At 71.2% G+C, this 12245-nt stretch carries 13 protein-coding genes; 10 read left to right on the top strand and 3 right to left on the bottom strand.

All coding sequences use genetic code 11. The features are described from left to right. Positions 1-73: 73 nt before the first annotated feature. Positions 74-286: a DUF2530 domain-containing protein gene (locus ACIBQ8_RS18285; protein WP_357976197.1), complete on the bottom strand. Its 213-nt coding sequence runs from the start codon at positions 284-286 to the stop codon at positions 74-76. A 91-nt stretch (positions 287-377) separates the two neighbouring features. Here ACIBQ8_RS18285 and ACIBQ8_RS18280 point away from each other — a divergent pair, with 91 nt between their 5' ends. The 4 genes from ACIBQ8_RS18280 (at position 378) to thpR (ending at position 4238) form a co-directional block, all read left to right on the top strand. Then, complete coding sequence (locus ACIBQ8_RS18280; protein WP_397192499.1) at positions 378-1814, top strand: NCS2 family permease; 1437 nt, start codon at positions 378-380, stop codon at positions 1812-1814. A gap of 124 nt (positions 1815-1938) precedes the next feature. After that, positions 1939-2385, top strand: coding sequence for a MarR family transcriptional regulator (locus tag ACIBQ8_RS18275; protein WP_352320922.1), 447 nt, complete (start codon positions 1939-1941; stop codon positions 2383-2385). A 56-nt stretch (positions 2386-2441) separates the two neighbouring features. After that, positions 2442-3650 (top strand): MFS transporter, encoded by a 1209-nt coding sequence (locus ACIBQ8_RS18270; protein WP_397192498.1) that lies wholly within the window; start codon positions 2442-2444, stop codon positions 3648-3650. 30 nt (positions 3651-3680) lie between these two features. Beyond that, positions 3681-4238: an RNA 2',3'-cyclic phosphodiesterase gene (gene thpR, locus ACIBQ8_RS18265; protein WP_397192497.1), complete on the top strand. Its 558-nt coding sequence runs from the start codon at positions 3681-3683 to the stop codon at positions 4236-4238. Positions 4239-4385: 147 nt separating this feature from the next. Here the strand turns inward: thpR and ACIBQ8_RS18260 are convergent, their stop codons facing one another. Continuing rightward, the gene (locus ACIBQ8_RS18260) at positions 4386-5354 is read right to left on the bottom strand and encodes an aldo/keto reductase (protein WP_397161665.1); all 969 of its coding nucleotides are present in this window, start codon (positions 5352-5354) and stop codon (positions 4386-4388) included. Positions 5355-5424: 70 nt separating this feature from the next. Here ACIBQ8_RS18260 and ACIBQ8_RS18255 point away from each other — a divergent pair, with 70 nt between their 5' ends. Next, positions 5425-6696: an MATE family efflux transporter gene (locus ACIBQ8_RS18255; protein WP_397192496.1), complete on the top strand. Its 1272-nt coding sequence runs from the start codon at positions 5425-5427 to the stop codon at positions 6694-6696. Positions 6697-6731: 35 nt separating this feature from the next. After that, positions 6732-7730 (top strand): hypothetical protein, encoded by a 999-nt coding sequence (locus ACIBQ8_RS18250; protein ID WP_397192495.1) that lies wholly within the window; start codon positions 6732-6734, stop codon positions 7728-7730. Between the two features lie 4 nt (positions 7731-7734). On the opposite strand, the gene ACIBQ8_RS18245 is transcribed toward ACIBQ8_RS18250, so the two are convergent. Continuing rightward, entirely contained in the window at positions 7735-8106 is a 372-nt protein-coding gene (locus ACIBQ8_RS18245) for a hypothetical protein (RefSeq protein WP_397179464.1), read from the bottom strand. 73 nt (positions 8107-8179) lie between these two features. Here ACIBQ8_RS18245 and lhgO point away from each other — a divergent pair, with 73 nt between their 5' ends. From lhgO to ACIBQ8_RS18225, 4 genes are all read left to right on the top strand, one after another. After that, positions 8180-9370, top strand: coding sequence for an L-2-hydroxyglutarate oxidase (lhgO, locus tag ACIBQ8_RS18240; protein WP_397192494.1), 1191 nt, complete (start codon positions 8180-8182; stop codon positions 9368-9370). Between the two features lie 17 nt (positions 9371-9387). Continuing rightward, complete coding sequence (locus ACIBQ8_RS18235; protein WP_397179466.1) at positions 9388-10080, top strand: response regulator transcription factor; 693 nt, start codon at positions 9388-9390, stop codon at positions 10078-10080. Continuing rightward, on the top strand, positions 10080-11492 hold the full coding sequence (locus ACIBQ8_RS18230; protein ID WP_358298788.1) for a HAMP domain-containing sensor histidine kinase: 1413 nt from the start codon (positions 10080-10082) through the stop codon (positions 11490-11492). Before ACIBQ8_RS18235 ends, ACIBQ8_RS18230 begins: the two co-directional genes overlap by 1 nt. Positions 11493-11575: 83 nt before the next feature. Continuing rightward, positions 11576-12235 carry a response regulator transcription factor gene (locus tag ACIBQ8_RS18225; RefSeq protein ID WP_352361783.1) on the top strand — a complete coding sequence of 220 codons (660 nt, stop codon included), beginning with the start codon at positions 11576-11578 and terminating at the stop codon, positions 12233-12235. The last annotated feature ends 10 nt before the right edge of the window (positions 12236-12245 follow it).

Here is a 12245-nt window from a genome sequence, read left to right as displayed (position 1 = left end):
CGGCGTCCGCCCAGGTAGTGGAGGGAGACATGGGTTCCTGATGACTTCGGAGATGTCCGGAAGATGATGAATGTCAACCCCGGCGCGGACGGCGGACGAACCACATGCCGAAGAGGCCGAAGCCGACCCCGGTGACGCAGGTCCAGATCCACCACGTGTTCTCGGGGGCCGGGCGGAAGATCAGCAGGACGATCAGGGCGACGGCCCACAGGGCGGTGCCGGCACCGACGGCGGCCGTGTCGTTGGTCTTGATCGGCTCGGGATCGGGGTGCCACTGCTGCTTCACGTGTCCAGCCTAGCTTCCAATCGGGTCTCGATCCGATTGCGGACACTTTTCCCAGCTCACCACTACTGTCACTCTTCGGCCCGTGAGTGACATGCGTAATGCAATAGACCGTTTCTTCGCAATCTCTGCACGAGACTCGACGATCTCCCGTGAGGTGCGCGGCGGCCTGGCCACGTTCTTCACGATGGCCTACATCGTGGTGCTGAACCCGATCATCCTCGCCTACGGCAAGGACATCGACGGCCAGGTCATCGGCGATGGCACGACCCCGCAGGTGGCGCTGGTCGCCGCGGGCACGGCGTTCGTGGCGGGCATCCTGACGATCATCATGGGCGTGGTCGGCCGGGTGCCGTTCGCGATGGCCGCCGGGCTCGGGCTCAACGCCTTCGTGACCTTCAACATCGCCACGGTGATGACCTGGGAGGAGGCCATGGGCCTGGTCTTCCTCGAAGGCGTCATCATCGCGATCCTGGTGCTGACCGGCCTGCGGACGGCGGTGTTCCACGCCATCCCGGCCCAGCTCAAGACCGCCATCAGCGTCGGCATCGGCCTGTTCATCGCGCTGATCGGCTTCGTGGACGCCGGTTTCGTGCGCAAGGCCGCGGGCACGCCGCTGGAGCTGGGCATCGGCGGCCAGCTCACCTCCTGGCCGGTGTTCGTGTTCATCGTGGGCCTGCTGGCCACCGCCGCCATGGTGGCGCGCAAGGTCAAGGGCGCGATCCTGATCGGCATCGTCGGATCGACCGTCCTGGCGATGGTCGTCCAGGCGGTCACCAAGGTGGGGGCGGCCTCGCCCGAGAACGCCGGCGGCTGGCAGCTCAACGTCCCCGCCATCCCCGCCGCTGACAAGATCTTCGGCTTCCACAACCCGCTGAGGCTGTTCACGGAGTTCGACCCGATCGGCGCCTTCAGCCGGATCTCCGTGCTGCTGGCCGTGCTGTTCGTGTTCACCCTGCTCATCACCGACTTCTTCGACACGATGGGCACGATCGTCGGCGTCGGCCGGCAGGCGGGCCTCGTCCAGGCCGACGGCACGCTGCCGCGGACCAAGGAGATCCTGCTCGTCGACTCGATCGCCGCGGCGGCGGGCGGCGCCGGGTCGGTCTCGTCGAACACCACCTACATCGAGTCGGCCGCCGGCGTCGGGGAGGGCGCGCGGACCGGTCTGGCCAGCGTGGTCACCGGGGTGCTGTTCCTGGTCGCCATCTTCTTCGCGCCGCTGGTCGCCGTCGTGCCCTACGAGGCCGCCACGCCCGCGCTGGTCGTCGTCGGCTTCCTGATGATGACCGCCATCCGCGACATCGACTGGGACGACTACGAGATCGCCATCCCGGCCTTCCTCACCATCGTCGTCATGCCGTTCACCTACTCCATCTCGAACGGCATCGGCGCCGGTTTCATCAGCTACGTGCTGGTCAAGGTCGTGCGGGGCAAGGCGCGCGAGATCCACCCGCTCATGTGGGGCGTCACCGCGCTGTTCGTCCTCTACTTCGCGATCGGTCCGATCCGGGCCGCCATCGGTCTCTGACCTCGACGTCCAGGAGCCGTCCCGCGCATGTGGGGCGGCTTCGGGGTATCAAGGAGTGAGACAACCTGACCTAGGGAAATATCTTGCCTTCGCATATAGTTAGCAAAGGTAATGAGACGTGCTAATGAACACCCAGCCCAAGATGGACCTGCGCAGCGACGCGGGCCTGGCCTCAGCCCTGCGCGTGTCGATGGCAAGGCTGACCAGGCGACTCCGGCGTCAGGCGGCGGCGCACTCGCTGACGCCCACCCAGTTCGCGACGCTCGCCGCCGTGGAACGGCATTCCGGGATAACCCCCGGCGAATTGGCCGAGCTAGAGAAGGTGCAACCGCCCTCGATGACGCGCGTGATCGCCGCGCTAGAGGAACGCGGCCTGGTCGCACGCACCCCGCACCCGACCGACCGGCGTCAGGTGACCGTGACCGTGACCGAGGCCGCCCAGACGTTGCTGAAGGAGGAACGCCGCCGCAAGGAGGCGTGGCTGACACAGCGGCTGAAGGAGCTCTCGCCGGAGGAGCGGTCGATCCTGCGGCAGGCGGCGCCGATCCTGGAGAAGCTCAGCAAGATATAGAGCCTGAGCAACCCAAGACCGGGATGTTCCGGTCGCTCAAGATTCGCAACTATCGCATGTTCGCGGCAGGTGGCGCCGTCTCCAACGTCGGCACCTGGCTGCAGCGCACCGCCCAGGACTGGCTGGTGCTCGACCTGACCAAGGGCCCGCACGGCGTGGGAGGCAGCGCGGCGGCCCTCGGCCTGGCGACCGCCCTGCAGTTCCTGCCGATGTTGCTGTTCGGGCTCTTCGGCGGCGTGCTCGCCGACAGGTACCCCAAGCGGCCCATCCTCATCGCCGCCCAGTCGATGATGGCGGTGCTCGCGCTCACCATCGGCGTGCTGACCATGACCGGCGCCGCGCAGGTCTGGCACGTGTTCGTGATGGCCTTCCTGCTCGGCCTGATCTCCTGCGTCGAGGTGCCGACCAGGCAGGCGTTCGTGGTCGAGATGGTCGGACGGCAGGACCTGCCCAACGCCATCGCCCTGAACAGCTCCATCTTCAACCTCGCCCGCGTGGTGGGCCCCGCGCTGGCCGGCATCCTGATCTCCCTGCTGGGCGGCACCGGACCGATCTTCCTGATCAACGCGCTCACCTTCGGCGCGGTGATCTCCAGCCTGGTCTTCATGCGGAAGTCCGAGCTCAACCTGTCCGAGCCGGTGCCCAGGGCCAAGGGCCAGCTCAGGGAGGGCCTGCGGTACGTGCTGCGGCGCGAGGAGCTCCTCATGCCGATCCTGCTGATCGCCTTCGTGTCGATGTTCTCGCAGTCGTTCTCGATGTCGATCGCGCTGATGGCCCGCGAGGTGTTCGGCGCCGGGGCGTCGTCGTTCGGGCTGGCCTCCAGCATGTTCGCGGTGGGCGCGCTGGGCGGCGCGCTGCTGGCGGCGCGGCGGGCCAGACTCTCGCGCAAGGTGCTCTTCTCCGGGGCGATCGGGTTCGGGCTGTTCCAGGTGCTGACCGGGCTGGCCCCCTTCTACCCGGTCTATCTGCTGCTACTCGTCCCGACCGGCGTCGCGTTGATCACCATCAACACGGCCGCGAACGCCAGCGTGCAGATCGCCACGTCCCCCGAGATGCGGGGCCGGGTCATGGGCATCTACATGCTGGTCTTCACCGGGGGAGCGCCCATCGGGGCGCCGCTGATCGGGTGGCTGTCGGAGCTGGGCGGGCCGCGTACGGGGGTGCTGCTGTCGGGCGTGCTCGTCCTGGTGGGCACCGGGCTCGCGGTCATGGTGACCAAGCTGATCGGCAACCGGATGGCCAGGCCGGCGCTGGCGATGGCGTGATCCGTCCCCGTCCGGGGACAATCGCATGACATGAGGCTCTTCGCGGCCGTGGTCCCGCCTGAGGAGGCGCTCGACGAGGTCGAGCGGGCCGTGGCGCCGTACGTCGGGCAGGTGCCGGGGCTGCGCTGGGCCGGCCGCCCCACCTGGCACGTCACGCTGGCCTTCTACGGCGAGGTGCCCGAACGGGCGCTGCCCGACCTCCAGGTGCGCCTGGAGCGGGCCGCCCACCGGCACACGGTGCTCGACGTGGCCCTCGCCGGGGCCGGGGCCTTCTCCTCGGCGCGGCGGGCCAGGGTGCTCTGGGCCGGGGTCGCGGGCGACCCCATGAACAGGCTGGCCGACTCGGCCCGCGCGGCCGGCCGCCGCGCGGGGGCCGTGCAGACCGACGAGAAACGGTTCCACGCCCACCTCACCCTGGCCAGGGCCCGGACGGACGTCGACCTCAGGGAGCTGGTGGAGTCGCTGGCCGCCTTCGCCGGGTCGCCGTGGCGGGCCGAGCGGCTGCACCTGTTCCGCAGCCACACCGGGCCCCAGGTGAGGTACGAGTCACTCGGCGATTGGGCGCTCGCACCGGTGAAGCGGGGCTAGGCTCCAGGGCGTGGACCGTCCTCGCCCCTGGCTGCTGCCGCTCGTGCTCGGCCTGCTGTTCCTGATCGTCATTCTCGGCGCCCTGCTGACCTGAGCCGCCCCGGGCGGCCGGGCCCGTGGTCGTGCCGGGCCCGGCCGGTCACGCCGTCACCAGGCGTAGTCCTCCGGGGCGGTGCGGTGGCCCGGGAAGATCTCGTCGAGGCGGGCCAGGGTGGCCTCGTCCAGCTCGATCTCCAGCGTGCGCATGCTGCCTTCGAGCTGCTCCAGCGTGCGCGGGCCGATGATCGGGGCGGTCACCGCGCGCTGCCGCAGCAGCCAGGCCAGCGCCACGTACGCCGGGTCCTCGCCCAGCTCGTCGCAGAGCTTCTCGTACGCCTCGATCTTGTCCCGGTGCTTGTCCAGCTCCCGCACCATGGTGTCGGAGGCGGACCGGCCCTTGTCGATCTTGCGCAGCACGCCGCCGAGCAGGCCGCCGGCCAGCGGGCTCCACGGGATCACGCCGATGCCGTAGTCCTCGCAGGCGGGCAGCACCTCCAGCTCCACCGCCCGGGTGAGCAGGTTGTAGTGGCTCTGCTCGCTGGTCAGCCCGAACGTGCCGCGCCGCGCCGCCGTCTCCTGGGCCTTGGCGATGTGCCAGCCCGCGAAGTTGGACGAGCCCACGTAGATGACCTTGCCCTGCTGCCGCAGGACCTCCATGGCCTCCCAGAACTCCTCGAAAGGCGTGTTCCGGTCGACGTGGTGGGCCTGGTAGATGTCGATGTAGTCGGTCTGCATGCGCTTCAGCGAGGCGTCGCAGGCCCGGCGGATGTTCAGCGCCGACAGGCGGCGCTCGTTGGGCCAGTCGCCCATGTCGCCGTAGAGCTTGGTCGCGATGACCGTGCGCTCGCGCCGGCCGCCGCCCTGGGCGAACCAGCGGCCCAGGATGTTCTCCGTGATGCCCTCGCCCTTCTTCCAGCCGTAGACGTTCGCGGTGTCGAAGAAGTTGATGCCCAGGTCGTGGGCCTTGTCCATGATCGCGAAGGAGTCTTCCTCCGAGGTCAGCGGGCCGAAGTTCATCGTGCCGAGGCAGAGCGGGCTCACCTGGAGGCCGCTGCGTCCGAGGTTGACATAGTCCATGGGGTCCACACTAAATACCTGGAGTGCGCTCCAGGCCATAGGGTGAGTTCATGATCTCCGCGGGGTCGTCGTGATCGTCCTGCTCCGCGCCGCGCTGCCGGTCTTCCTGGCGATGGTCACCGGCATGATGGGGACGCTGGTGGTCACGTCCGTGCTCGGCAACCACGAGACGGTCGCGCTGGCCGCCTTCGCGGTGATGTCCGCGGTGCTCAGCCCCGCCGGCGCCGCCGTGCAGGGCGCGCTGCGGGGGCTCGGGCCGTTCGTGGCGCCGTACCGGGACGATCCGGGCGCGGCGGTGCCCGTCGTACGGGACGCGCGCTGGCTCAGCCTGGCCACGGGCACGCTGGGGGCGCTCGCCGTCATCTGCGTGCCCGCGCTCGCGCGGGTGAGCGGGGTGCCCGATGAGGTGGTCGGCGAGCTGGGCCTGCTGCCCTGGTTCCTGGCCGCCTACCTGCTGGTCTTCGCCACGACCGGCGGCGCGAGCACGATCCTGGTGGCACTCGGCCGCAGCCGCGACGTGTTGTGGCCGAGCCTCACCTTCGGCCTGCTGCTGAGCGGGCTGACCGCGGTGCTGGCGCCGCGGCTCGGCCTCGACGGCGTGGGCGTGGCCTGGGTGGTCGCCGGGGTGGTGGCCGCGGTCGTGGCCAGCCTCTTGCTGCGCCGGGCGCTCGGGCGGCCGATCGGGCAGGGGCGGCCCAGGGTGGCCGAGATCGTCCGGCTGGCCCGGGTCAGCGTGCCGCTGGCGGCGACCGTGCTGATCAAGTTCGGGGTGCTCGGCGTGGTCACGTTCGCCGCGGGCGCGACCGGCGCCCGCGACACCGCGGCGCACGCGGTGCTGACCACGCTCACCGGCCTCATCATGCTGGTCTCGCTCTCCGTCGCGCAGGCGTCGGTGCCCGAGGTGGCCCGCGCCGGAGACCCGGCCGGGGCGCGGCGGGCCAACCGCACCGCCGCGCTGCTCGCCGTCGCCGGCACGCTGGCCGCGGCCCTGGCGTTGCTGCTGCTCGGCGACCGGGCGCTCGGGCTGTTCACCGGTGACGCCGCCGTACGCGAGCGGGCCCTCGCGCTGCTGCCGCTGATGCTGGTGTCGTCGCTGGCCGACGCCGCGCAGGCCGTGCAGGGCATGGGGCTGACCGCGCTCAAGAGGTCGGGCGCGAGCCTGGCCTACTTCGTCCTCGGCTACGGCCCGCTGCTGGCGGCCGCCGTGCCGGTGGCGCGTACGTGGGGCATCACCGGGCTCTGGGTGGCCATGGCGGCGGCCAACGGGCTGCTCCTGGTGCTTCAGGGGGCCGGGTTCCGCCGTCACAGCGCCCGCGTGGGCGTGGCGGAGGCGGTGGCCTGAGCGTCCCGGACGGAGTCGTGGGGCATGATGGCGAGGTGGGGGATGTCGTGTTCCGGGTCCTGGCCGCCGCGGCGGCGACGTTCGCGCTGTCGGCGGCTCCGGCGTGGGCCGACGACGACGGGCCGGAGAAGCTGTTCACGTTCAAGGACCGCGGCATCACCGAGTCGAGCGGCCTGGCCGTCTCGCCCACGCACGAGAACGTCTTCTACACCCACAACGACAGCTCCGCCGCGCCCGTGTTCTACGCGGTCGGCGCCGACGGGCGTACGAAGGCCACCTTCCACCTGCGCGGCGCCCAGGCCAGGGACTGGGAGGCCATGGCGGCGACCAGAGACCCGGCCACCGGGCAGGGCACGCTCTGGTTCGCCGACATCGGCGACAACCTCGACGGCGCCTGGCCCGACGTGTCGATCTACAAGGTCGCCGAGCCGCGCACGCTCCGGGACGCCACGCTGCCGGCCACCCGCTACCGCTTCCGCTACGCCGGCGGCGGCCGCAACGCCGAGGGCATCATGATCAACCCGCGCACCGGCCGGCTCTACGTCGTGTCCAAGGAGTTCTCCGGGTCCGTCTACGCCGCGCCGAAGAAGCTCCGCACCGACAGGGTCAACATCCTGCGCCGGGTCGCCGCGGCCCCGATCATGGCCACGGACGCCGCCTACGCCCCCGACGGCTCCTCCTACGTCATCCGCACGTACTTCTCGGCGACCCTCTACCGGCCCTCGGGGGAGACGCTGGCCCGGGTTCCCATGCCGGAGCTGCGGCAGGCCGAGTCGATCGCCTACACCGCCGACGGCAAGGCCCTGCTGACCGGCTCGGAGGGCCCGAACAGCCCGGTCTACCGGGTGCCGCTGCCCGAGCGCGCCCAGGCCACGAGCACCCCCACGCCGAAGCCCGTCGCCGTCCAGGAGAGCGCGCGGCCGTCCGACACCGCCGAGCCGAGCGGCCTGACCGCCAAGGACGTGCTGATCTGGCTGGCCGCGGCCGCGGGCGCGACCGGGGTGATCACCTTCATCGCGCGCCGCACCCGGTGAGCCGTCACGGGCGGCGCATGGTCGCGGTGAACATGTCGCCGCGCAGCGCGCGCTCGACCACCTCGATCGAGCGCGACAGGCGCACCAGCCGCGGCCCCTCCTGGCGGTAGGTGTCGAGCACGGCCTCGACGGCGTGCGGCGGCAGGTGGCCCTTGAGATCGACGGCCGCGCCGCGATAGCCCGCGCGGGCGGCCTCGACCGCCGACCGGACGTGATGCCTGGCCATGCTGGCCAGGGCCACCGGGTGCCGCCTCAGCACTTCGTAGGCCCGGTAGTCGGGCGGCACCGCGTCGAGCAGCCAGGCCACCGCCGAGGTCTCCCAGTCGGGGACGCTGGGCGGGCGGACCTCGGCGGGCCACTCTGGCGGGACGTACATGAAGGCCATCGTACTCATGTTCGATTCGCCCAGGTATGGCGGCAGGGCGGCCTTTACCAGGAAAATCAGGTATGTGACGGAAAAGATCGGTGTCGTCGGCGCCGGGATCGTCGGACTGGCCGTGGCCCGCGAGCTGGCCGCCACGCGCGGCGCCGAGGTGACCGTGCTGGACAAGGAGCCGCGCGTCGGCGCCCACCAGACCGGGCGCAACAGCGGCGTCGTGCACGCCGGGATCTACTACCCGCCGGGGTCGCTCAAGGCCAGGCTGTGCCGGGAGGGCGTGGCGCTGCTCAAGGCGTACTGCGCCGAGCACAAGCTGCCCTACCGGGAGGTCGGCAAGCTGGTCGTGGCGAGCACGCGGGCCGAGCGCGCGCCGCTGCGCGCGCTGGCCGAGCGGGCGCGCGCCAACGGCGTGCCGGGCGTCGCCGAGCTGGACGGCCTCGGCCTGCGCGAGATCGAGCCGCACGCGGTCGGCGTCGCCGCGATCCACTCGCCGCACACCGCCATCGCCGACTTCCCCGCCGTCGCCCGCGCGCTCGCCCTCGACGTGGCCAGGACGGGCGGCTCGGTCCGCCTGTCGCACCCCGTCCGGGCGATCCGCGAGACGTCGAAGGGCGTCGAGGTGCTGGCCGGGGGGCGGCGGTTCGCCTTCGACCGGCTGGTGGTCTGCGGCGGCCTCGGCACGGACGCGCTCGCCAGGGTGGCCGGGGCGGCGGGGGACGTGCGGATCGTGCCGTTCCGGGGCGAGTACTACGCGCTGGCCGGGGCGGCCAGGGAGCTGGTGCGCGGGCTGATCTACCCGGTGCCCGACCCGCGGTACCCGTTCCTGGGCGTGCATCTGACCAGGCACATCGACGACGAGGTCCTGGTGGGGCCGAACGCGGTGCTGGCCCTGGCCTACGAAGGCTACAGATGGCGAGACATACGAAATTTCGGGCAAATATTGCGTTGGCCGGGGACGCTTCGCATGGCTCGCACCCACTGGCGTACCGGGATCAAGGAGGTCTACGGCTCGCTCGTCAAGAGCGCCTTCGTCCGGGCCGCCCGGCGGTACGTGCCCGAGCTCACCGCCGCCGACCTCGTCAGGACCGGCGGCGGCGTCCGCGCCCAGGCCGTCGCCAGGGACGGCCGGCTGGTGGACGACTTCGTGGTGGACGTCCACGGAAGCGTGGTCCTGGTCCGCAACGCGCCCTCGCCCGCGGCGACGTCGAGCCTGGCAATTGCCCGGCATATTGCCGGAATTGTTCCAGCACTCTCCCGATGAGGGCATCCTTGAAGGTGATGGAATCACGCCTGCTGATCGTCGAGGACGACCCCAACATCCTCGAACTCCTCGCCGCGAGCCTGAGGTTCGCGGGCTTCGACGTGACCACGGCCAAGAGCGGCCTCGACGCCGTCAACGCCGTGCAACGGCACCGGCCCGACCTCGTCGTGCTCGACGTCATGCTGCCCGACGTGGACGGGTTCGAGATCGTCCGGCGCATGCGCAGCGGCGGGCTGCACACGCCCGTGGTGTTCCTGACCGCCCGCGACGAGACCGAGGACAAGATCCGCGGGCTCACGATCGGCGGCGACGACTACGTCACCAAGCCGTTCAGCCTGGAGGAGGTCGTGGCCAGGATCCACGCAGTGCTCCGGCGCACGAGCGGGGACGCGCAGGCCGCGCCGCCCAGGCTGACCTTCGCCGACATCGAGCTGGACGAGGAGAGCCACGAGGTCTGGCGCGGCGGCAACGCCGTCTCGCTCTCGCCGACCGAGTTCAAGCTGCTGCGCTACTTCATGACCAACGCCGGGCGCGTGCTGTCCAAGCCGCAGATCCTCGACCACGTCTGGGACTACGACTTCAGGGGCGAGGTGGGCATCGTGGAGTCGTACGTGTCCGTCCTGCGCAGGAAGATCGACAACCGTAGCCCCCGGCTCATCCACACCCTGCGGGGCGTCGGATACGTGCTGCGCCTGCCGCCGAGCCCCTGATGAGAGCCCTGCCGCTGCGGGTCAAGCTGATCGCTGCGATGCTGGCCCTGCTCGGCTGCGGCATGACCTTCGTCGGCCTGGTCAGCGTCTCGGTCCTGCACGGCTACCTCATGGACCGGGTGGACAGCCAGCTCAACCTGCTCAGCGTGCGCATGCACAAGAAGGTCGTCAGCGACTGGCGGCGGGACAGGGAGACCCCCGACCGCCCGATCCTCATCGAGTCCGACGCGATCGCGCTGGTCAAGGAGCCGGGTGAGGCGTTCGTCCCGATGCTGCGCGACCGCGACGTGGACGCCAAGCCCAAGCCCGTGCTGCGCGAGTCGCCCGGCGTGGACGCCTACACCGCGCCCGCCGCCGGCGGCGACGGCGAGTGGCGGGTGCTCCAGAGCGAGATCCAGCGGCGCACGCTGGTCGTCGCGGTGGACCTGGAGGAGGTGGACGCCATCACCCGGCGGCTCGTGCTGATCGAGCTGCTCGGCGGCGGCGGCATCCTGCTCATCCTGGCGGTCGCGGGCGTCACGATCGTGCGCCGCAGCATGCGTCCGCTCGGCCAGATCGAGCGCACGGCCGAGGCCATCGCGGGCGGCGAGCTCGGCCGCCGGGTGCCGGACGCCGACCCCCGGACCGAGGTGGGCCGCCTGGCCAGGTCGCTCAACGGCATGCTGGCGCAGATCGAGACCGCCTTCGCCGCGCGCTCGGCGTCCGAGGCGGCGGCCCGCCGCTCCGAGGACCGCATGCGCCAGTTCGTCGGCGACGCCTCCCACGAGCTGCGCACCCCGCTCACCTCCATCCGCGGCTTCGCCGAGTACGCCCGCCAGAACCCCGGCGCCGACCCCGCCGAGCTGATGCAGCGCGTGGAGAAGGCCGCCGGGCGCATGAGCCTGCTGGTGGACGACCTGCTGCTGCTGGCCAGGGTGGACCAGCAGCGCCCGCTCCAGATGCGCCCGGTGGACATGCTGGCCCTGGTCGCCGACGCCGTGCACGACGCCAGGATCCTCGCCCCCGACCGTACGGTGAAGCTGGACGTGGTCGGCGGCGCGGCGCTCATCGTCTCCGGCGACGAGGTGCGGCTGCGGCAGGTCATCAGCAACCTCATGACCAACGCCATCGTGCACACCGAGCCCGGCACGCCCATCGTCGTCCGGGCCGGGGCGACCGACGACACGGTCTTCACCGAGGTCGCCGACAGCGGCCCCGGCCTGCCGCCCGAGCAGGTCGAGCGGGTCTTCGAACGCTTCTACCGCGCCGACTCCGCGCGCAGCCGCCGCCGTTCCTCCGAGGACCGCGGCAGCGGGCTCGGCCTGGCCATCGTGCAGGCGCTCGTCCAGGCCCACGGCGGGACCGTGACGCTGACCAGCTCGCCCGAGGAGGGCTCCACCTTCCGGGTCGAACTCCCACTCGCCTTGGAGTGAGCCTTCAGCTAACCCTCAGGTGCCTGGGTCACCCTGGAATCGTGACAAAACCCGAGCTCCGCGAGGTCCGCGAGGCGTTGATCATGGTGGTGGACGACGAGCCCAGCATCAGGGACCTGCTCTCCGCCAGCCTGCGCTTCTCCGGATTCGAGGTGCTGACCGCGGCTGACGGGCAGGAGGCCGTCGAGGTCGCCGAACGCGCCGCGCCCGACCTGGTGGTGCTCGACGTCATGCTGCCCGACCTGGACGGGTTCGAGGTGGCCAGGCGGATCGACGCGCCCGTGCTGTTCCTCACCGCCCGGGACGCCACCGAGGACAAGATCGCCGGCCTGCGGGTGGGCGACGACTACGTCACCAAGCCGTTCAGCCTGGAGGAGGTGCAGGCCAGGATCCGCGCGGTGCTGCGCCGTACCAGGACGGAGGGGGCGCCGGCCAGCCGGCTGAAGGTGGCCGACCTGGAGCTGGACGAGGACGCCCGCGAGGTCTGGCGGGCCGGCCGCCAGGTGCGGCTGTCCCCGACGGAGTTCAAGCTGCTGCACTACTTCATGGTCAACGCCGGCCGCGTGTTGTCGAAGGCGCAGATCCTCGACCACGTGTGGAACTACGACTTCGGCGGCGACGCCGGCGTCGTCGAGTCGTACGTCTCCTACCTGCGGCGCAAGGTGGACGACGTCGAGCCCCGCCTGATCCACACGCTGCGCAGCGTCGGCTACGTGCTCAGGGAGCCGCCGCCCGCCGGCTGATCCCCGCCGC

This window comes from Nonomuraea sp. NPDC049646 (assembly GCF_044465525.1).
Taxonomy (GTDB): Bacteria; Actinomycetota; Actinomycetes; order Streptosporangiales; family Streptosporangiaceae; genus Nonomuraea.
This window is presented reverse-complemented; position numbering and strand designations above follow the sequence as displayed.